Below are 19,518 nucleotides of genomic sequence, written 5' to 3'. Positions count from 1 at the left end.
AGTAAAACATAAGAGGACATAGATAGTGACCCGTCGGACTATTGGGGTAGATGAAAGACCACCGTTAAGACAGACCATTCCGTTAAGTTTGCAACATTTATTTGCGATGTTTGGGGCGACAGTTCTGGTTCCCATTCTGTTTAAAATTAATCCCGCCACAATTTTATTGTTTAATGGTATTGGAACACTGTTTTATCTGTTTATTTGTAAAGGAAGGATCCCGGCTTATTTAGGATCCAGTTTTGCCTTTATATCTCCTGTATTATTGTTGCTGCCTTTAGGGTATGAACTGGCACTGGGCGGATTTATTGTCTGTGGATTGCTGTTCTGTCTGGTTTCCCTGATTGTTAAAATCGCGGGAAGAGGCTGGCTTAATGTGATATTTCCTCCTGCTGCAATGGGAGCTATTGTTGCAGTGATTGGTCTGGAGCTGGCAGGGGTTGCTGCTGATATGGCCGGGCTACGTCCTGCTGCGGGAACGGATGTTAATACGACGAATCTTATCATCTCAATGGTTACACTGGCTGTGACAATATTGGGTTCAGTCATGTTCCGCGGTTTTATGGCGATCATTCCAATCCTGATAGGGGTGCTGGTGGGTTATGCGCTATCCTTTTTTATGGGAGTTGTAGATTTTACACCAGTACGTGAAGCGCCATGGTTTGCATTGCCAACTTTTTACACTCCGCGTTTTGAGTGGTTTGCTATTATGACGATTTTGCCTGCGGCACTGGTTGTCATTGCGGAGCATGTTGGTCATTTGGTCGTAACAGCCAATATAGTGCAAAAAGATCTGCTGAAAAATCCGGGATTGCACCGTTCGATGTTTGCCAACGGTTTTTCAACGATTATTTCAGGGTTCTTTGGCTCAACACCAAATACCACTTATGGCGAAAACATTGGTGTAATGGCTCTGACTCGCGTATACAGCACATGGGTCATTGGCGGAGCAGCGATTCTGGCGATTTTACTTTCTTGTGTCGGTAAACTGGCGGCTGCGATCCAGATAATTCCGGTTCCGGTAATGGGAGGCGTATCTTTATTACTGTATGGTGTGATCGGTGCATCTGGTATACGAGTACTGATTGATTCAAAAGTAGATTACAGCAAAGCTCAGAACCTGATCCTGACTTCTGTCATTCTGATTATCGGCGTGAGTGGTGCGAAAATCCAAATTGGTGCAGCAGAGCTGAAAGGTATGGCACTGGCAACGGTAGTTGGTATTGGTATGAGTCTGATTTTCAAGTTGATTAGTATCATTCGCCCGGATGAACCGTATATTAGTTCTTCTGTGGAATCACTCAGTGATGATAAAAAAGCGAGTGAAATCATAAAATAATTTGTATTGGTTTTCCTTTAAGAGAAAGGGATTTTCAACGAACTCTTTCTCTTATTTTTTTATTAGGAAAATATTGGCTAATTTCTCTTGATATCCCTATAGTTGCTTAATTTCACCTCATTCCTACTTATCGATTTGCTATCTTTTTGTCATAATCTTTTACTATACTTGTAAGTACAAACACTCAAAGATGAAAAATATTGAGGGATAAAATGGAAAGCATAAATAATATTACTCTATATATAGATAAATCATTGGAAAAAGAATTTTATACAGAGCTTAAAAAATTTAATATAGAAGTTAATCCAATCGGCTCGGATTTGAAAACACTCAATATAGCTAAGCGGACGCTCACGTTTATTAAAGATAATTTAAGGTATCTTGATGGTTTAAGAAAATCATTAATTGCTCTTTTAGGTGGTGAACGTAATCTAAAAATATCTATCACTAAAAATGATGGTAGCTCCATATCTATTGAGGGTGATTTAGATAAAGGTGAAATTATTGAGGTCTTGAAAGAAGCAAGTGCTCTGATCATTTCGCAGTCTGATAAAGAAAGATAATTATTATTAATTAATAGATAATTCTCAGTTTGTTATCTGATATTTTTAAGTTTTTCTATTTTCTATCTTGATTGTTATTTTTAATGCTCATGGAGTTCAGCATAGGTCATATTATTCATTTCGGATATGTCATAACCAATGGTGATTTTAAACACAGTTTCGACAAAGAGTATTTTGTGGTGTTCAGTATAAATAATGTTCTGAAGCGAAAGAAAGGAATAATATTGAATATATGTCAATGATAATTTTTATTAAAAATAAATTTTTACTATTTCTTTGCTTTATTTTTCTTTTTTCATGAAAAAGCGAGTGCCAACGACAGCTACTATCTTAAACTAAGTATTCATTTCATTTGCTATCGTTTTTTGTGGTAAACTTGGTTTCTATGGTAAACTTAATGCTGTTCGTTATCCATTCTGTTTGAGGTGCTTCTGAATACACCGGCGCAGCTTTCATTGCCCTTATATTTGCCAGATGATGAAACATTCGCCAGTTTTTTTGCAGGTGAGAATTCTTCTTTATTAGCCGCAATAAAATTGGCTATTAGTCAGTCACATGGCAGTTATATCTATTTTTGGTCCCGCGATGGCGGGGGCAAGAGTCATTTGCTCCACGCAGCCTGTGCCGAACTGTCCCAGCAAGGAGAGGCTGTCGGATACGTGCCACTCGATAAACGTGCATATTTTGTTCCGGAAGTTCTTGATGGTATGGAACATTTATCATTGGTGTGCATTGACAATGTTGAATGTATCGCAGGTGATCCGGTATGGGAAATGGCTATTTTTAATCTTTATAACCGAATTGTAGAGATTGGCAAAACCTGTCTGTTGATCACCGGAGATCGTCCACCCCGGCAAATTAATTTAACATTGCCAGATTTGGCATCCCGGCTTGATTGGGGGCAGATCTATAAATTGCAGCCTTTGTCTGATGATGAAAAAATTCAGGCATTGCAATTACGAGCTAAGTTACGGGGATTTGAATTACCTGAAGATGTGGGGCGTTTTGTGTTAAAGCGGCTTGACAGAGAAATGCAAACGCTATTCAGAACGTTGGATGAGCTTGACCGCGCTTCTATTGTGGCACAACGTAAACTGACTATCCCATTCGTAAAAGATATTCTTGATCTTTAGTACGCCAGATCAGAAAAAAGTGATAGAGGTACAAAGCAGACTTCCCTATCACTTTTTTAATGATTAATTGCCCAAAATCTCTTTGACCTGTTCTGGTGGTCGCCCTAAACGTGCTCTATCTCCTGCAACAACAATCGGGCGCTCTATGAGCTTAGGATTATCAGCCATTGCCTGAAGTAAGGCTTCTTGCGTGAGTTCACTATTACCAAGCTCTAGTTCTTTATACAATTCTTCTTTTGTTCGCATTAATTGGCGGGCATCACCGAACCCCAGTTGTTTCAGTAAAACAGCCAGTTGTCCTGCTGTTGGGGGAGTATCGAGATAATGAATAACTTCTGGTGTAATACCGAGTTCCTGAACTAACTTAAGCGTTTCCCGGCTTTTTGAACAGCGGGGGTTATGATAAAAAATAACATGTTGCATATAAAAGAACCTCATTTCTTATATTGGCTATAGCGCTGTTGCAGCTTGCGTAACTGGTCGATACGAGCATCGTAACGGGCCTGATCATAGCTGTTCAGTTTTGCTAATGCACTGGCCTGACTAAGATAATTGATTGCCATATCAAATTTACCCTGTAATGCCATTGTTTCGGCGTAAGCTGACAGTTCTTCACTGCGTTTCCCCTGTTTGCTTGCTGCTTCGGCCATTAGTGACCAACCAGTTAAACTATCCGGATGACTGAAGGTGTATTGGAATAGCAGTTGTGATGCTTTCGAATACTGTTTGGCTTCGATATATACGTTAGCAAGATTGATTTGCAGCACAGAGTTATTTTTGTGTTTCTGTAAGGCTTGCTGTAAGCGGGTAATCGCCTGCTCATATTGTTTTTGTTCAATATCGATATCCGTCATTGCATCAATAAACCAGATATTATCTGGCTGGTTATTCAATAACGGGGTGAGCACTTTTCTGGCTTCGACATATTTTTTCTGTTTAGTCAGTAGCAGAGTCCGCCCATAAGAGGCCGAAATTTGTTCTTTTGGCGTTCCATGACTGTACTTATTGAGCAGATCTTCAATATAGGCTGAGCTTAGTGTGGATTCTAGTGTCAAAATTCGTACCCGGGCCAGTAGATATTCCTGTGATTCCGGAATAGATTTTTTCGGGTATTGATTGACTCTGTTACGGGCATCAGCTAAACGGCTATCAGGCAGTGGATGGGTATATAAAATTTCTGGAATTTCTGAGTTGTGCAAAGTTCGCTCACTCAAAGTTTGCATAAAATTAGGCATTCCATAAGGATCAAACCCAGCCCGGCTTAATATTCGCATACCGATACGATCTGCCTCCTGCTCATTTTCACGAGTAAAGCTGATCATACCTTGTGAAAAACCAGCCAGCGTACCACTCAGGGCTGCCATTCCTGCCTGAGGGTTAGCCATTAGCAGTAAGATAGATCCAAGTGTGCCGGCCCATGCCAGTGGTGCTTTTCGCTGTGTATCTTCCATCATACGAGCCAAATGGCGTTGTGTTACATGAGATATTTCATGGGCCATAACTGAAGCCAGTTCGCTTTCATTTCGGCTGTAACGGAACAGAGCAGAGTGGAGTACAACGTTGCCACCGAAAAAGGCATACGCATTAATGTTAGGATTATTGACGATATAAAAGTGAAAAGGTGTTTTCACTGCATCAGCATGGTTGACGAGCCTCTGGCCTAATTTATTGATGTATTGTGTTAATAGAGGATCATAAATCAAGGGTGTTCCAGCACGTATTTCACGGATATAGAAGTCACCCATCTCTATTTCCTGATTGGTACTGAGAGTGGATGCAGCGGTTGTACCAATATCTGGTAATGTTTCGTCAGTAGGTACAGAGTATGCAGGGCTATTGCCAAATAGTGTTAGACTGACCAGTATCGCTATCAGGGGTTTAGTAGATGTTTTTTTCATAGAGCGATTCTCATAAAACGATTTTTATAAAATGCTGTGCCCAGTTAGCTATCAATTTCAGGATACGTGTATGATAGCTAAGGTTAACTTAAAATCGATCAGCCGTAAGCACTTTTAGTAAAATAGTCATTAAGTATTGTTATTAAGGAGTTTGGTTTATGTTGGATATGATCATGCAATGGTATCGCCGCCGTTTTGCTGATCCGCAAGTTGCTGCACTATCATTCATTTTGCTGGCTGGCTTTGGCATAATTTATTTTTTCAATGGTATTTTAGCTCCTGTTCTTGCTGCGATTGTGTTGGCTTATTTATTGGAATGGCCGACGGTAAAATTAGAAAAGCTGGGTTGTAGTCGTACTCTTTCAGTGACAATCGTATTAGCCATTTTTATGGGGATCAGTGCATTGATTATCCTGATTGTTGCCCCAACAGTCTGGCAACAGGGACTCAATCTGTTTTCCGATTTGCCGAATATGCTTAATCGCTTTAAGGAATACGCCCGGACTTTTCCCTCTCGTTACCCTGTTTTAGTTGATGTCGGTATCATTGATATGTTTGCCGAAAATCTGCGCAATAAATTTTCTTTAGCGGGAGAATCTGTATTTAAATTTTCTGTAGCGTCTTTGATTGGCCTGATGACGCTCTCTATTTATCTGATTATTGTTCCTTTAATGGTATTTTTCCTGTTGAAAGATAAAAATAAAATGGTAGCGGCATTCCAGCGTATATTACCGCGTAATCACGGTTTAGCCGGGCAATTATGGTATGAGATGAATCAGCAGATTACGAATTATATTCGGGGAAAAGTTGTGGAGATGGTTATTTTAACCATTTGTACTTATGCTGTATTTGCTTTCTTTGAGTTGCATTATTCCATGTTACTTGCTGTTCTGGTTGGTTTATCTGTTTTGATTCCCTATGTAGGCACGGTAATAGTGACTATTCCTGTCATTGTAGTGGCCCTATTTCAGTGGGGATTAGGCGCAGATTTTTGGACACTATTTATTGCTTATCTGGTTGTTCAGGGATTAGACGGTAATCTGCTTGTTCCTATTTTATTTTCAGAAGCAGTTAATCTTCATCCGCTTATTATCATTATTTCCGTCATTATTTTTGGCGGATTGTGGGGTTTTTGGGGCGTTTTTTTCGCGATTCCATTGGCGACGCTGATTAAAGCTGTTATTAATGTCTGGCCGGAAGATAAATCAGAAGAGTTATCGCCGTAATTTGAAATTATTGCAGTAATTTTGATAAAAATTCAAATAAACAGACTGAACTAAGGAGTGGCGGTGAAATCACTGTTAAGTGTTATACCTTGCATGCTTTTAGGATGGGTTTTGTCACTGCTGGGGCTACCTCTGGCATATATGTTTGGAGCAATGGCGGCTGTTATTATTGCATCCCGGCTGAGAATATCACTTACAGCACCAAAACATAGCCTGACTGTGGTCCAAATTGTATTAGGAAGCTCTATCGGGTTGATGGTCAAAGGATTACCGATGGAAGAAGGGCGAGATATCCTGATGCTGCTCCCCGCATTATTAATCTGCCTGATCCTGCAATTTAATGTCGGTTATTTTTGGTTTCACCGGAAAATGGGATGGACACGCACAGAGTCAGTATTGGGTGCTGTTCCCGGTGCGTTGGCTGCGATCTTAGTGCTGACTGAACATTCCAAAACCCCGCCACAGAAAATTGTTATCTCCCATGCCATTCGTTTGGTCGTCTTGATTATTATTGCCGGGATTATTACCGGATTAAATCCTCCTCCAGTGATTGAAGCAGCACCCTTTTCTTATACACCCGGCATTATTGGCTGGTTGATCCTGATTGCCGCCGGAGGTTATATCGTCGGCGTTTTGTTGGAGCGTTTACATATTCCGGCACCCTATATGCTGACTTCATTGGTTGTTGCTATTGCTGTTCACTATCTGTCTGATGTAACACTGAAGCTGCCTGAATTGCTCAGTTTATTATCAATGGGGTTAATGGGCATGAGGATTGGTTTGTATTTTAGTGCGTTTCCGTTTTCAGCATTGATTAGTAATATTTGGTCTTCCATACAATCTGTATTTATCGCACTGACCATCACAGTTTTAGTTGCAGCAGTGACGGCACAGGTGATGGATTACCCAATGCACTTGCTGATCCTTTCGTGGGCGCCCGGCAGTATGGAAGCAATGTTATTTGCCGCTATGGCGATGAAGGTTAATGTAGGTATTGTGATGGCAAGCCACATTATACGTATGTCGTTACTTCATATAGTTTCTGCGATTGCACTGATCGTGCAGGGAAGGCATAAAAACAGCTAATTTATTCTACAGGAGTTTGTGGCATCCTCCGTCAGTCAGACGGAGGACTGTGTTACTTGACTTGCTACCAGCTACATCAGATTTCAGGATGAATGCTGTTGTAGATAATCCAGAACAACTTGATGATGATCACTTGTTTTGAATTTATCAAAAACGTGTTCAACATTACCCGCAGGATCAATCAGAAAACTGATGCGATGAATGCCATCATAGACTTTGCCCATAAACTGTTTTCTACCCCAAACACCAAACTGTTCGGCAACTTGATGATTAACATCGGAAAGCAGAGTAAAATTCAGCATTTCTTTCTCGACAAATCGGGATAATTTCTCGGGAGCATCTGTACTGATGCCTAATACGACAACATTAATTTTTTCCAGTTCATCCATCGTATCGCGCAAACCACATGCCTGAACAGTACAGCCCGGGGTCATTGCTTTGGGGTAGAAATAAACTAAAACACGCTGACCTTTGAAGTCAGATAAGTTAATGTTTTCACCATCTTGGTCAGGTAGGCTGAATTGTGGTGCCTTATCTCCGGCTTTCAATGGACTCATCACGTATTCTCCGTTTAGTCGTTTTTATCTAACTGGTTTTATACACTAATATTCTTATATGTTCACTACATGTATATTTTTAATCTTTCGGGTTGCCCCTTAATTCATAAAATGAATGAATAGTAGCTTCCGCCAGACTGGAAGCTGTGTCCACTATCTTCAGTGACTGGTTTCTCTTGTTTTTTATAAGGGGGCTGATATCAGTACAGGCAATCAGTAATACATGCACCTTTAATGCCTGCGCACAGGATAATATTGTCTCCCAGATAGCGACAACCTCCTCATGCTCAAACCCTTTCTCTTTAATTAACGTAATCAGTTTTGTTGTGTGATTACGCAATTTTGCCGATGAAACAGGTTCTTTCCCTATAGCCTGAATACGGGCCTGATAGAATCCGGCTTCAATGGTGGGTTCCGTACCAATGATTGCTATTTTTGTGTCATCAGGTGTTATTTTTTGGAGTGCACAATCAGCGATATGTAAGACAGGTATACCGATACAGGCCTTTTCTATTTCACTGTAATATATGTGCGCAATATTGCAGGGAATCACAATCAGATTTACTTCTGCTTTAACTAAATCTGCAATACCCGTTTGTAATGTTTGAACCATTTTCACATCATCAATAGCTTGCCCCGGATAAAAAGGAGTTGGTAAAGAGATGATGTGCATTTTGGGAAAATCTATATCGTTTTTTGCACCATAAAGATACTGGGATGCATTAACGAGCATGTCGATAAAAGGTGCCGTTGATCTTGGTCCCATTCCAGCAAGTACACCGATTGAATAAGACATTGCTTTTTCTCTCTATTTTTTATAGATACAGTTAATCAAAAATATCTATTTCACTTTTTTATCATTATTTGTTTTTATCCAGTCAACCGTATTGTCGCCCAACACTTCCTGTACACTGATACTGCCTTGAGCATTTAACTCTGCACATAGGTGCTGAAAGGTTTCTTTAAATACAACGCCTTTATCATCTAATGGATTATGGCCTGTGATTTGTATTTGCAGCCGTGCGGGCATATTTTCAGTAGCGGGGTGCGTTTTTGAAACCAATTCAGCAATATTGAAATTCTGGGTTGTGAACAGATTAGTAAAACGCTCGACGATGCCGGGAGAATCATCCACATCGACCCGAACTGAAATAGTAGAGGGAAATTTTTTTGCCGCGCCACTACGGGTACGCTTCATTACAACAAGTAATTCGAGTTCAGCGGCTCTTTGTGGCAGGGTCGATTCAATCAGAGTAATTGCGTTCCAGCTACCGGACAGCAACATAATAAAGGTAAATTCTTCGCCAAACATTGCCAGACGGCTGTCCTCAATATTGCCGCCGCATGTATTAACAAGGCGGGTGATGGTGTTGACGATCCCGGGGCGATCTACACCAAGAGCTGTGAGCACTAAAAAATGTTGTTTTGATTTCGGCAAAGCGATTTTCCTTATCTATGGTCGATGGCTGCGGGTACATGTCGCTACTAAACATAAAAAATGATCAAGAGAAGGTCAATGGCATTTATAAGAGATGGAGCACGATTATAATCTCTGTTTAATTGTCTACACTTGATATTAACAAAAATCATCGAAATCATAGGGCCAAAGAGTTTCCTTCCTTATGACAAGAAAGTACCATGATTTTCTTATTTGTAGTGTAAGACTCATTGTAGAGGAAATGGTAATGGAGAGTGGTCACTTCGATTTTACAGGTAGTATGGTTGCGATAATCACACCGATGGATTCAACTGGCCGGGTTGATAAGAGCAGTTTGAAAAAATTGATTGATTACCATATTGCCAGTGGTACGGCATCAATTGTTTCTGTCGGAACAACCGGGGAATGTGCCACGCTTAACCATGATGAACATGTCGATGTTGTACTGACAACACTCGAATTAGCTGATGGTCGTATTCCTGTTATTGCCGGAACAGGCGCGAATGCTACTGCGGAAGCAATATCGCTGACCCGATGCTTTGAAAATACAGGTGTTGTTGGTTGCCTGTCTGTGACACCTTATTATAATAAGCCTTCGCAGGAAGGTTTGTATCAGCACTATAAAGCAATAGCTGAGAATACCGACTTACCACAAATTCTGTATAATGTACCATCGCGTACCGGATGTGATTTGCTGCCACCGACTGTTGCACGTTTAGCGAAACTGAAAAATATTGTCGCAATCAAGGAAGCAACGGGGAACTTAAGTCGTGTCAGCCAGATCCAAGAACTGGTTAATGATGAAAGTTTTATTCTGCTAAGTGGTGATGATGCAAGTTTTCTCGACTTTATGTATCTTGGCGGAAAAGGAACGATTTCTGTAACAGCGAATGTAGCGGCAGCAGAAATGGCACAAATTTGCCAGTTGGCTTCTCGTGGTGAATTTGCGAAAGCGCGTAGCCTGAACAGTAGCCTGCAGGAATTGCATCATAAACTATTTGTTGAACCTAGCCCGGCACCAGCTAAATGGGCATGTCATAAACTGGGACTGATTGCCAGCGACACATTGCGTCTGCCAATGGTTCCGCTGACGCAAGAAGGGCAAATTTCAGTTGAGAATGCCTTGAAAATGGCTGAATTACTGTAAAATTTAGGGAATTTTAATGGCAACATTATTGCAAAAATCGAAGGTCATGAAGGTTGCTGGCCTGTCATTGGTCGTTTTGCTGGCAGCCTGTTCCAGCGATCAGAGCTATAAACATCAAGTGAGTGGTGATGAATCTTATCTTGATACCCCCCCTCTGAAGTTATTGAATATTCCTGCTGGGATGAACTTACCTCTGCAAAATGGTGAATATGATATTCCATCTGTGGATCCACAAGGGAATGTCGGAAAATCAGTTGATATACGCCCACCGTTGCAGGCCGTGGCGCTATTAGCGGGTTCCCGTGTTGAAAGTAGCGCACAAAGCAGTAAGCTGTTGCTTGAAAATACCCCTGAGTACAGCAAATTGTGGTCACAAGTAAATAGTTTTCTGGCGGAAAAAGGCTATCCGATTAGCCAGAAAGATGACGCAGCCCAGACATTGACAACTGACTGGATTTTGTGGCCTCGATCAGATGAAAATGTTCCTTATAAGGTTCGTTACCACATTTCTGTGGTTCAGCAGGGCTACCAAATTGTTTTAACAGTTTCAGGTGCAGGTCTGGAACAGGGTGATAAATCGATTAACACCCCGTCGGAAATCCAGCGTTACAACACCTTGATGCTAAATGCGCTGACTGGTTATCTGAACGATCAAAAAGAAGCTTCAGCTCAGCATAATACGCAGAATGATGGTGCTTTATCGGTACAAAGTGGCGGTGATAATACAGGATTGCCACAAATTATCGTCCGTGCACCATATAACGTAATCTGGAACAGGCTGCCTTACGCGTTGGAAAGCATAGGTATGCAGGTGAACGATCGTACCCGTTCGACTGGTGCGATAGAGGTTACCTATAAAGGTTTGTCCTCTTCCGGCTGGAAAGCGTTAGGTGTGGAAGCACCAACTATCAGCGAAGGTAACTATAAGTTACAGGTGGGTGATTTGGATAACCGGAGCAGCCTGCAATTTATCAGCGAAAAAGGTAAGCCGCTGACTCAGTCTGAAAATGATCAAATGGTAGAGGTGCTACAAGCAGCATTTAGCAAATCTACAAATAAATAATATATAAAGGGGCTTCGGCCCCTTTATATATTTAGGTAAAATTTTTTGTTTAATAGTCCGTTTAAAGATGTCATATCTCTGGAGTGTAATATGCAGAAAAAAGCTGAGTTGTATCGTGGAAAAGCAAAAACAGTGTATGCCACTGATAATCCTGACTTGCTTGTGCTGGAATTCCGTAATGATACATCAGCATTGGATGGTGAACGCATTGAACAGTTTGATCGTAAGGGAATGGTAAACAATAAATTTAACCACTTTATTATGAGTAAGCTGGAAGAAGCGGGTATTCCCACCCAACTGGAACAGTTGCTGTCAGATAATGAATCTCTGGTTAAGAAGCTTGATATGGTGCCGGTTGAATGTGTTATCCGCAATCGTGCGGCTGGTTCGCTGGTGAAGCGTCTTGGCGTGGAAGAAGGAATGTTACTGAATCCTCCTTTGTTTGATTTGTTTCTGAAAGATGATGATAAGCATGATCCGATGGTGAATGAATCTTATTGCGAAACTTTCGGTTGGGTTAGCAAAGAGCATTTAGCTGAAATGAAGCGCCTGAGCTATAAAGCGAATGAAGTCTTGGGTAAATTATTTGATGATGCCGGTTTAATTTTGGTGGACTTTAAGCTGGAATTCGGTCTGTTTAAAGGGAAAGTGGTGCTAGGTGACGAATTTTCACCAGATGGCAGCCGGCTGTGGGACAAGCAGACAATGGATAAAATGGATAAAGATCGTTTTCGCCAGAGTCTTGGTGGCTTAATTGAAGCGTACGAAGAGGTAGCTCACCGGATTGGCGTTATTTTGGATTAATGACGCAAACGATTACCTTGCTTGAATGATGGCTGATTTTGTATCAAACATGCGGGTATAAAAAACAAAGGTGCTCTGTACACTAGAGCACCTTTGATTTCATAATAAGATGTTTTCAGGGCGGATACCCAGCTATGGCAGGTTACAGCCAGTAATTTGTTTTTTGCTTCCAGCCTTTTTGCTGCATACAAAAACGATAGACCTGATTTCTGGAACTTTCGTTAACGTCAATGATATAACTTTCAGTCATAGGAACGCTTTGCATATATGTGCAATCTTTACCACAGGAATTTCTGACGGTTTTGAGGTGAGAAGTTTGGGCTACTTCATTTTTCACCGGGAATTGCTGTAGAGCGTTTGATTGACACTCCAAATCTGCTTCATGAAAAGGTGTTGGATTGCTCCTTGCTGGTATCCATTGAGTAGTACAACCTGTTAATAACATACTGATTGTGATTAAAAGTGCTGATTTTTTCATATTTCCTGTATGAACGCTTCCTGTTGCCGAGGAAGTGCCTCGTGACCTTTCCGCATTCACCTTATAAAAGCATCAATATCTGTCAGAAAGATAATTTGAAAGATTAACTACGTATTCGCAACTATTTTTTATAAAATATAGTGACTCATTGACTATATTTCCACTGATATTAATATTTCTACTTACATGTCTAATAATTAAGTTATCATTCTGCTCTATATCAGGATGTATATATGGAACAGAAAATGATGAGTCACATTGATCCTACTTTACTCATTTTGTTAGTGTTGGCAGGGCTTGGAATTATCAGTCATAACATGACGGTAACGTTGGCAATGTTGTTTTTGCTCGTTGTCCGAATTACTCCCTTGAATCAATTTTTCCCCTGGGTCGAAAAATATGGCCTGACACTGGGAATTTTAATTCTCACCATCGGTGTTATGGCTCCTATTGCAAGTGGCAAAATATCTGCACAGGATATATTCAGCTCATTCCTAAACTGGAAATCATTGCTTGCTATTGCTGTCGGCGTTCTTGTGTCATGGCTGGGAAGCAGAGGAGTATCCCTGATGTCAAGTCAGCCATCGACAGTAGCCGGATTACTGGTTGGCACGGTGCTCGGTGTTGCTTTATTTAAAGGCGTTCCGGTTGGCCCATTAATTGCGGCAGGTATATTATCCATTGTGATTGGAAAATCATGACAGGAATGGATTTTGAATGGAAAACGTTGCAGGAGCAGATGCAACGACAGGGGCAGCGTCGTTTACTGGTGCTCAGCGGAGAAAATCAGTGGAGTAAACAGATTGTTGCCTCTCTGAAAAACCAGCTACAGGGGGAATGGATAACCGTAGCATCTGGTACTCCCGATTCTGTTGAGCCAACAAAAGCAGTCGGTTTACTGGGGCGTGAATTTTTGCACGGGGTCTTTGATGCCACCCGAGGCTTTAATGCCGAAGCATTAGCAATACTAGCAGGGACTCTAAAAGCAGGAAGTTGGTTGGTGATGCGCGTTCCTGTCTGGTCACAATGGGTTGATTTACCAGATGAAGACAGCTCTCGCTGGAATGAATCTGCCGGTGTGATCCCAACCCCCCATTTCATTCAGCATATTCAACAACAGATCCTCAATTCTCCTGACTGTTTATTATGGCGGCAGGACAAGCCTTTTAAGACATCGTTATTGCCTCAGACTTTGTCGTGGAAGATGCCGGATGGGGATCCGACAGCAGGCCAGCAGCTCATTCTTGAGCAATTGCTACAGGTTTCACAAGGGGTCTGGGTAGTTACTGCGCCACGCGGGCGAGGAAAATCTGCACTTGCAGGAATGCTGGCTCGTCAGTGGCAGGGAAGTTGCTGGTTATGTGCTCCGGCAAAAATAACAACTGAAGTCATTCGGCGCTATGCTGAATCTTTTAATAATAGGCTTGAAGATGGCCTTCAGAATAGCGCCACAGTTTCTGACGCGCAGCAAATACCATTCTGGTCAGTTGATAATTTACTGAAATTTATCCGGGAGAATGCGTGTCGGCAACAAGGAAATACAGACACACAACAGAGCAGTGCTGACTGGCTTTTGATTGATGAAGCGGCAGCAATTCCGACACCGCAGTTATCTGAGTTGATACGCCATTTTCCACGTGTACTAATGACCACAACAGTGCAGGGTTACGAAGGCACCGGGCGAGGATTCTTATTGAAATTCTGTGCTGCTTTGCCTGATTGTCAGATTAGGGAGCTGAAAACGCCAATGCGCTGGTCTGAAAATGATCCGCTGGAAAAGTGGCTGGATAACGCTCTACTATTTGATGACAACAATTTGTTTTCATCGTTATTACCTGATCCTAATATTGAAAATAATTTGTCTTTTCAGTCTATTAATCAGGAAACGTGGTTACAACAGCCCCAGTTATTGCGGCAGTTTTACGGATTACTGGCAAGCGCACATTATCGTACGTCTCCCCTCGATTTACGTCGGTTACTGGATGGCAATGGAATGACATTCCTTGCTGCCATGTCCAGTTCCGATAATGCTAATCCACAATTGATTGGTGCTCTGTGGATGGTGAATGAAGGCGGGTTATCTCCGACACTGGCGCATGAAATATGGGCTGGTCGTCGTCGTCCGAGAGGTAATCTGGTAGCCCAGTCTCTGGCTGCTCATGCAGGATTTCCGCAGGCAGCAGTGATGCGTTCACAGAGAGTCAGCCGTATTGCTGTTCAGGCACAATACCGACGTATGGGGATTGCACAACGTCTGATTACTCAGCAGTGTCAGGTAGCCCGAACCCAAAAGCTGGACTTTATTTCCGTTAGTTTTGGTTATACCACTGAACTCTGGTCACTTTGGCAAAAATGTGGTTTTCAGTTAGTGAGGATGGGAACACACCTTGAAGCGAGTAGTGGTTGTTATGCTGCAATGGCGATTCTACCCTTGAGTGAACAGGGGAAATGGTTGGCCCGAGCTGCACAACAGCAGTTATCCCGTGATGCAAGTTGGCTAGAGTCGTTGACTGGGTTTGCGCTACCTGTTGAGCATAACAATGATAATCAGCTTAATGAAAATGACTGGCGGGAGCTGGCTGGTTTTGCATTTGCTCATCGTTCCTTGTCGTCTTCTTACTTTGCGTTGCAACGCTTGCTGTTGGTAAGTGATCTGGCTTTACCGGCGTTGAGGAAACATCTTCAACAAAAAATAGAGATTGAGCAATGTGCGCATGACTTATCACTGAATGGGCGTAAAGCATTGTTGAAATGCTGGCGGGAAGAAACGGCCCATGCTCTGGCAAATATTGATGAAATACTTGCCAGACAATGGAAAGATTGGGTTATTTCTTCTGATCATCCTTTTGATGATCACTCTTTTTACCATTCGCCTGAGGCCAGTCGTCCTCATCATCCCATGAAGCATTAAGATCCCGATGAGGAGGAAGTTCCGGTTTGTTATCCAAAAATTTTTTGGGATTGAGGCGGCTGAGTTCTTTTATCGCGTTAATAATAACCCCAGCGAGTAAGAGCAGGACTATCCACCAATAATCTGTTAACCAGTGCATGATTCTCCTTCTGTTTTAACGTATTTTTTAAAAACATAGGAGAGGTTAGCTGTCAGCCAGTCAATACCGGCAATATCACGATCCTGCCATGCATTTAACAGAGTCTGCTCATTGAATAGACATTCTGCTTCATGAGAAAGAGGCCAATAGCTGATATGCCACGGTTCATAGGCTACACCCAGTGCACAGTCACGGGTAAATGGACGATAGAAGTCATAGCGGGACATATTTTCGGTTAACCAGTCAGTTAGTGGCTCAAAATAACCACCCGCTTCATATTCCCATGGCTCCAGCAATAGCTTTTTACCCTGAGGCAATAGGAAAGGATCATAGATATCCAGCTCTGTTCCCCAATGGTGGCGACTTGCTCCCGGTAGGGCAGACCAGCGTAGAATAGCTTCACAGATTTCTCCTTCGGTCATTTTGCTGATATCAAGAGGCTGACTATCGGCATCCAGTACCGGGCGTTGCCCACGACATTTCTCATTCCAGATAGTCTGTTGGCGGGTAAAATCACGAAACGAGCTGGCTGGTTGTAATTTAAAGCCAGCATTGGCCGCATCCCGTTGCATCGCAAGGAAGGCTTTAGTTGCATCAAATTGTAAATGGTGGCCTCCCGACAGTGCCACTAGGTGTTCTGTCGAGAGACCTGTCAACATTTCAGGCGACATCATTTGATAATTGCTCCATGATACGCTGATAAATAAGGCTTAATTCCTGTAGGTCAGAGACGCTGACACACTCATTGGTTTTATGAATGGTTGCGTTAATAGGCCCCAACTCTACAACCTGAGCCCCGGTTCTGGCAATAAATCGCCCGTCAGATGTACCGCCGCTGGTTGATAGTTCCGGCTGGTATCCACAATAATGGCTGATAGCTTCAATTGTCGCATCAACCAGCTCCCCTTTGCAGGTCAGGAAGGGCTGACCGGATAACCACCACTCAATATCATGTTTCAGATTACATTTCTTCAACATGTTTTCAACTCGCTGGCGGATCTCGGTATCGGTCAGTTCGGTACTGAAGCGGAAGTTAAACTGAACCTTTAATTTACCCGGTATGACGTTATTACTTCCCGTACCCGCATTAATATTGACTATTTGCATACTCGTTGCAGGGAAAAACTCATTGCCATTATCCCATTTAGTATTGACGAGTTCCTGTAGGAAGGGGAGAGAATTATGAATTGGGTTGTCCGCAAATTGAGGATAAGCAACATGCCCCTGAATACCATGAATGGTCACAGTTGCAGTCAGAGAGCCCCGGCGACCATTCTTGATCATATCGCCAAGGCACTTTTGGCTGGAGGGCTCACCCACCAGACAGTAATCCAGTCGCTCATGGCGAGCCATTAAAGCTTCAATGACTTTAACAGTACCGTTTATTGCGTGGGCTTCCTCATCGGAAGTAATTAAGAAAGCAAGGCGACCCTGATGATTAGGGTTTTCTGCAACAAAGCGTTCTGCTGCAACAATCATGGCAGCCAGAGAGCCTTTCATATCCGCAGCCCCGCGGCCATACAACATTCCGTCACGAATGATTGGTTCAAATGGCGGGCTTTGCCATTCTGAAATATCACCGGCAGGAACAACATCGGTATGGCCTGCCAGAGCAAACGTAGCTCCTGTTCCATGGTAGGCCCAGAAATTCAGGGTATCACCAAAAGGCATCCGTTCAATGGTAAAGCCAGCGTTTTGCAGGCGTTGGATCATAATCTCCTGACAGCCCTGATCATCGGGGCTGACGGAAGGCCTTTTAATTAATTGCTGGGTTAATTCAATTACTGGACAAGTCATTATATACGCCCCTATTAAGTTGGAAGATCTTTCTGCCTGTCATCTTTCAGGCTGCGTTTCTTTGCAGCGGCGACGCAGCCTGAAATTTACCGGGTATATTTGTAAGAGAAATTCCCTACAGTTTTCAAGCTGTAGTTTTGTCAGCTTTCTTTTAGAAACTATTGGATAGAATCACGTGAAAAAAACTGTTGGTACTGTTCAGCTTTGAAGCCCAGTAAGTAACTGCCTGTTTTTTGCGATGTGTTTTCTTCTTGAGACGCTAATAGTGGTCGTTTAATGATAGCGGGTTGTTCCAGCATTAGAGCCTTGGCTGCTTCGGCATTATTGATGGCTGATTTTTGCTCATCGGTTAGTTTGCGCCAGGTTGTTCCGCGGGTATTGAGTAAAGATTCCCAGCCTAACTGTTCAATAAATAGCTGAAGTAGATCAGGTGATAAGCCGTCAGCGCGATAGTCATGGAATTGATATGGGATCTCTTGATCTTCCAACCAACGACGTGCTTTTTTCACAGTATCGCAATTTTTGATACCGTACAGAGTGAATGTTTTTTGAAAGGTGGTATCTGACATTATGAGATCCTTAATCCTGATTTAATCCGACATATATACCCGTTGTTTTTCAAGCTGCCTCTTGCTGACAAGGAAAATTCGTTTCCTTATCAGCGCAATGCAACGCGCAACCCATGGGGTATAGCTGTTACTTTCAAGTTGCAGTCAGTTGGCTGAATCCTGAAAGGGGGAGAGTATAATGCGGGAAATTTGCCATTTTATCCAGATAACACAAACCTACATATTGCTTCGGTTGAGTGGGGTTTACGTTTTCATCCGGCTAGCTATGCTCGCAAGGTTTGATCAGTGGTCAACTAGGCACAAGTTGGTTTGCTTTATTTAATATCAATAGATAGTTAAAATTTACAGAATGCAATTATCTATATATTTGGTGAATAAATTAACTTTTAAAACTTAGTTTCATTATAAAATAATAATATTATTTATTATAAGTTAAATTATTATAAATTTGGTTGAATTAATTCTCATTAACTTTAAGAGGTTTTAATTCACAATTTCCCTGTAAATTAAAATCAGGGAAATTGTGTTATACATTATAGGAATTGAGCGTCGAATATTATATTAAATCTGCTTTTCTATGTTTCAGATAGGTAATGGTGGCTTCGAGGCGGGAACGGGCTTTAAGTTTTTTCAACAGGTTACGTGTATGGACTTTGACTGTTTCTTCTGAGATAAAAAGAAAGTCAGCAATTTCTTTATTCGTCATTCCTTCTGAGATTTCTTTTAAAACATCTAATTCTCGTTTGGTTAATTTGGATAAAGGATCAACATAAAGATGACGGTTAGATAAATATTGGTAAACTTTCTCACTGTATACGGCTTGCCCGTTTACTGCTTTTTTAATGTTAACCAGTAGAGGGCTAAGTTCAATATCTTTTAACAAATAACCATTTGCACCTGCATCCACAGCATCATAAATATCACCTCTGTTATCTGAATCTGAGAGAACCAGAACATAGGAATCAAGCCCTTTTCGGCGTAATGACTTAATCGTATCAATCCCTGAAAGCCCATGAATCTTCAAATCTATTAAAATGATATCTGGCTTTATTTGACAAGCGATATTAATGGCATCTTCGCCGTTATCTGTCTCCGCAGTCACAATGAGTTCTCTTTCTGATTCAATCAGCCCTTTTAAACCATGACGAATGATAGGGTGATCATCGACTATCATGACTGTATGATTATGCATATTCCTTCTCCCATAATAGAAATGCCGGTCTTATGTTTTGATAAAACATAAAAAACAGAATTCTGTTTTATGTTAAATAGCTGTGTGATTTTTATAGAGTATATTGAATCATCAATAATAGAGATTCCAAAAATATATCCTGATATAAAAAATGAAATATCGCAAATAAGATTATCAA

The 19,518-nt window shown here is 41.7% G+C and carries 21 protein-coding genes; 10 read left to right on the top strand and 11 right to left on the bottom strand.

Features of this window, described 5'->3' with window-relative positions:
- The first annotated feature begins 25 nt into the window (after positions 1 to 25).
- The 3 genes from uraA (at position 26) to hda (ending at position 3,035) form a co-directional block, all read left to right on the top strand.
- Positions 26 to 1,339, top strand: a complete 1,314-nt coding sequence (gene uraA, locus AACX38_RS08130) for a uracil permease (protein ID WP_228863944.1) — start codon at positions 26 to 28, stop codon at positions 1,337 to 1,339.
- Between the two features lie 212 nt (positions 1,340 to 1,551).
- Positions 1,552 to 1,902, top strand: coding sequence for a hypothetical protein (locus AACX38_RS08125; RefSeq protein ID WP_228863943.1), 351 nt, complete (start codon positions 1,552 to 1,554; stop codon positions 1,900 to 1,902).
- Between the two features lie 425 nt (positions 1,903 to 2,327).
- A complete protein-coding gene (hda, locus tag AACX38_RS08120; RefSeq protein WP_193757262.1) occupies positions 2,328 to 3,035 on the top strand; it encodes a DnaA inactivator Hda in 708 nt (235 codons plus the stop codon).
- Positions 3,036 to 3,098: 63 nt separating this feature from the next.
- Here the strand turns inward: hda and arsC are convergent, their stop codons facing one another.
- Both arsC and AACX38_RS08110 read right to left on the bottom strand, forming a co-directional pair.
- Positions 3,099 to 3,458: an arsenate reductase (glutaredoxin) gene (gene arsC / locus AACX38_RS08115; protein WP_228863942.1), complete on the bottom strand. Its 360-nt coding sequence runs from the start codon at positions 3,456 to 3,458 to the stop codon at positions 3,099 to 3,101.
- 11 nt (positions 3,459 to 3,469) lie between these two features.
- Positions 3,470 to 4,933: a beta-barrel assembly-enhancing protease gene (locus AACX38_RS08110; RefSeq protein ID WP_228863941.1), complete on the bottom strand. Its 1,464-nt coding sequence runs from the start codon at positions 4,931 to 4,933 to the stop codon at positions 3,470 to 3,472.
- Positions 4,934 to 5,091: 158 nt separating this feature from the next.
- On the opposite strand from AACX38_RS08110, the gene AACX38_RS08105 reads away from it, so the two are divergent.
- The gene (locus AACX38_RS08105) at positions 5,092 to 6,159 is read left to right on the top strand and encodes an AI-2E family transporter (RefSeq protein WP_228863940.1); all 1,068 of its coding nucleotides are present in this window, start codon (positions 5,092 to 5,094) and stop codon (positions 6,157 to 6,159) included.
- 63 nt (positions 6,160 to 6,222) lie between these two features.
- Positions 6,223 to 7,245, top strand: a complete 1,023-nt coding sequence (locus AACX38_RS08100) for an AbrB family transcriptional regulator (protein ID WP_228863939.1) — start codon at positions 6,223 to 6,225, stop codon at positions 7,243 to 7,245.
- An 83-nt stretch (positions 7,246 to 7,328) separates the two neighbouring features.
- On the opposite strand, the gene bcp is transcribed toward AACX38_RS08100, so the two are convergent.
- The 3 genes from bcp to AACX38_RS08085 form a co-directional block, all read right to left on the bottom strand.
- Positions 7,329 to 7,802, bottom strand: a complete 474-nt coding sequence (bcp, locus tag AACX38_RS08095; protein WP_099123036.1) for a thioredoxin-dependent thiol peroxidase — start codon at positions 7,800 to 7,802, stop codon at positions 7,329 to 7,331.
- Positions 7,803 to 7,881: 79 nt separating this feature from the next.
- The gene (locus AACX38_RS08090) at positions 7,882 to 8,598 is read right to left on the bottom strand and encodes an aspartate/glutamate racemase family protein (RefSeq protein WP_228863938.1); all 717 of its coding nucleotides are present in this window, start codon (positions 8,596 to 8,598) and stop codon (positions 7,882 to 7,884) included.
- Between the two features lie 45 nt (positions 8,599 to 8,643).
- The gene (locus AACX38_RS08085; protein WP_228863937.1) at positions 8,644 to 9,240 is read right to left on the bottom strand and encodes a glycine cleavage system transcriptional repressor; all 597 of its coding nucleotides are present in this window, start codon (positions 9,238 to 9,240) and stop codon (positions 8,644 to 8,646) included.
- A gap of 247 nt (positions 9,241 to 9,487) precedes the next feature.
- Between AACX38_RS08085 and dapA the strand changes: the two genes are divergently transcribed.
- From dapA to purC, 3 genes are all read left to right on the top strand, one after another.
- Positions 9,488 to 10,387 carry a 4-hydroxy-tetrahydrodipicolinate synthase gene (gene dapA, locus AACX38_RS08080; protein WP_099123039.1) on the top strand — a complete coding sequence of 300 codons (900 nt, stop codon included), beginning with the start codon at positions 9,488 to 9,490 and terminating at the stop codon, positions 10,385 to 10,387.
- Between the two features lie 16 nt (positions 10,388 to 10,403).
- Positions 10,404 to 11,450, top strand: coding sequence for an outer membrane protein assembly factor BamC (gene bamC, locus AACX38_RS08075; protein WP_228863936.1), 1,047 nt, complete (start codon positions 10,404 to 10,406; stop codon positions 11,448 to 11,450).
- A gap of 90 nt (positions 11,451 to 11,540) precedes the next feature.
- Positions 11,541 to 12,254 (top strand): phosphoribosylaminoimidazolesuccinocarboxamide synthase, encoded by a 714-nt coding sequence (gene purC, locus AACX38_RS08070; RefSeq protein ID WP_099123041.1) that lies wholly within the window; start codon positions 11,541 to 11,543, stop codon positions 12,252 to 12,254.
- A 142-nt stretch (positions 12,255 to 12,396) separates the two neighbouring features.
- Here the strand turns inward: purC and AACX38_RS08065 are convergent, their stop codons facing one another.
- Complete coding sequence (locus tag AACX38_RS08065) at positions 12,397 to 12,732, bottom strand: hypothetical protein (RefSeq protein WP_228863935.1); 336 nt, start codon at positions 12,730 to 12,732, stop codon at positions 12,397 to 12,399.
- 248 nt (positions 12,733 to 12,980) lie between these two features.
- Between AACX38_RS08065 and AACX38_RS08060 the strand changes: the two genes are divergently transcribed.
- Together AACX38_RS08060 and AACX38_RS08055 are read left to right on the top strand one after the other, a co-directional pair.
- Positions 12,981 to 13,433, top strand: coding sequence for a DUF441 domain-containing protein (locus AACX38_RS08060; RefSeq protein WP_228863955.1), 453 nt, complete (start codon positions 12,981 to 12,983; stop codon positions 13,431 to 13,433).
- Complete coding sequence (locus AACX38_RS08055) at positions 13,430 to 15,643, top strand: tRNA(Met) cytidine acetyltransferase TmcA (protein ID WP_228863934.1); 2,214 nt, start codon at positions 13,430 to 13,432, stop codon at positions 15,641 to 15,643. The genes AACX38_RS08060 and AACX38_RS08055 overlap by 4 nt, the downstream gene beginning before the upstream one ends.
- Here AACX38_RS08055 and AACX38_RS08050 read toward each other — a convergent pair.
- The 5 genes from AACX38_RS08050 to AACX38_RS08030 all read right to left on the bottom strand — a co-directional run bounded on the left by AACX38_RS08050 (position 15,558) and on the right by AACX38_RS08030 (position 19,340).
- A complete protein-coding gene (locus AACX38_RS08050) occupies positions 15,558 to 15,782 on the bottom strand; it encodes a YpfN family protein (RefSeq protein ID WP_228863933.1) in 225 nt (74 codons plus the stop codon). The two genes, AACX38_RS08055 and AACX38_RS08050, sit on opposite strands and share 86 nt — an antisense overlap.
- Positions 15,770 to 16,456, bottom strand: a complete 687-nt coding sequence (locus AACX38_RS08045; protein ID WP_099123044.1) for a M15 family metallopeptidase — start codon at positions 16,454 to 16,456, stop codon at positions 15,770 to 15,772. Before AACX38_RS08045 ends, AACX38_RS08050 begins: the two co-directional genes overlap by 13 nt.
- On the bottom strand, positions 16,443 to 17,579 hold the full coding sequence (dapE, locus tag AACX38_RS08040) for a succinyl-diaminopimelate desuccinylase (protein WP_228863932.1): 1,137 nt from the start codon (positions 17,577 to 17,579) through the stop codon (positions 16,443 to 16,445). Before dapE ends, AACX38_RS08045 begins: the two co-directional genes overlap by 14 nt.
- Before the next feature lie 158 nt (positions 17,580 to 17,737).
- Positions 17,738 to 18,148, bottom strand: coding sequence for an ArsC family reductase (locus AACX38_RS08035; protein ID WP_099123046.1), 411 nt, complete (start codon positions 18,146 to 18,148; stop codon positions 17,738 to 17,740).
- A 556-nt stretch (positions 18,149 to 18,704) separates the two neighbouring features.
- Positions 18,705 to 19,340 (bottom strand): response regulator, encoded by a 636-nt coding sequence (locus tag AACX38_RS08030; RefSeq protein ID WP_099110899.1) that lies wholly within the window; start codon positions 19,338 to 19,340, stop codon positions 18,705 to 18,707.
- Between the last annotated feature and the right edge of the window lie 178 nt (positions 19,341 to 19,518).

The sequence above is a fragment of the Xenorhabdus sp. PB30.3 genome, assembly GCF_963895965.1.
GTDB lineage: Bacteria > Pseudomonadota > Gammaproteobacteria > Enterobacterales > Enterobacteriaceae > Xenorhabdus > Xenorhabdus stockiae.
Note: the sequence above shows the minus strand (reverse complement) of the source record. Positions and strands in the feature narration are given on the sequence as shown.

Coding starts and splice junctions, on each gene's coding strand:
- AACX38_RS08030 (WP_099110899.1), bottom strand. CDS start 19,340: ATGCATAATCATACAGTCATGATAGTCGATGATCACCCTATCATTCGT.
- purC (WP_099123041.1), top strand. CDS start 11,541: ATGCAGAAAAAAGCTGAGTTGTATCGTGGAAAAGCAAAAACAGTGTAT.
- AACX38_RS08065 (WP_228863935.1), bottom strand. CDS start 12,732: ATGAAAAAATCAGCACTTTTAATCACAATCAGTATGTTATTAACAGGT.
- AACX38_RS08045 (WP_099123044.1), bottom strand. CDS start 16,456: ATGATGTCGCCTGAAATGTTGACAGGTCTCTCGACAGAACACCTAGTG.
- bamC (WP_228863936.1), top strand. CDS start 10,404: ATGGCAACATTATTGCAAAAATCGAAGGTCATGAAGGTTGCTGGCCTG.
- dapA (WP_099123039.1), top strand. CDS start 9,488: ATGGAGAGTGGTCACTTCGATTTTACAGGTAGTATGGTTGCGATAATC.
- AACX38_RS08035 (WP_099123046.1), bottom strand. CDS start 18,148: ATGTCAGATACCACCTTTCAAAAAACATTCACTCTGTACGGTATCAAA.
- AACX38_RS08055 (WP_228863934.1), top strand. CDS start 13,430: ATGACAGGAATGGATTTTGAATGGAAAACGTTGCAGGAGCAGATGCAA.
- AACX38_RS08090 (WP_228863938.1), bottom strand. CDS start 8,598: ATGTCTTATTCAATCGGTGTACTTGCTGGAATGGGACCAAGATCAACG.
- AACX38_RS08060 (WP_228863955.1), top strand. CDS start 12,981: ATGAGTCACATTGATCCTACTTTACTCATTTTGTTAGTGTTGGCAGGG.
- bcp (WP_099123036.1), bottom strand. CDS start 7,802: ATGAGTCCATTGAAAGCCGGAGATAAGGCACCACAATTCAGCCTACCT.
- AACX38_RS08050 (WP_228863933.1), bottom strand. CDS start 15,782: ATGCACTGGTTAACAGATTATTGGTGGATAGTCCTGCTCTTACTCGCT.
- arsC (WP_228863942.1), bottom strand. CDS start 3,458: ATGCAACATGTTATTTTTTATCATAACCCCCGCTGTTCAAAAAGCCGG.
- dapE (WP_228863932.1), bottom strand. CDS start 17,579: ATGACTTGTCCAGTAATTGAATTAACCCAGCAATTAATTAAAAGGCCT.
- AACX38_RS08105 (WP_228863940.1), top strand. CDS start 5,092: ATGTTGGATATGATCATGCAATGGTATCGCCGCCGTTTTGCTGATCCG.
- AACX38_RS08125 (WP_228863943.1), top strand. CDS start 1,552: ATGGAAAGCATAAATAATATTACTCTATATATAGATAAATCATTGGAA.
- AACX38_RS08110 (WP_228863941.1), bottom strand. CDS start 4,933: ATGAAAAAAACATCTACTAAACCCCTGATAGCGATACTGGTCAGTCTA.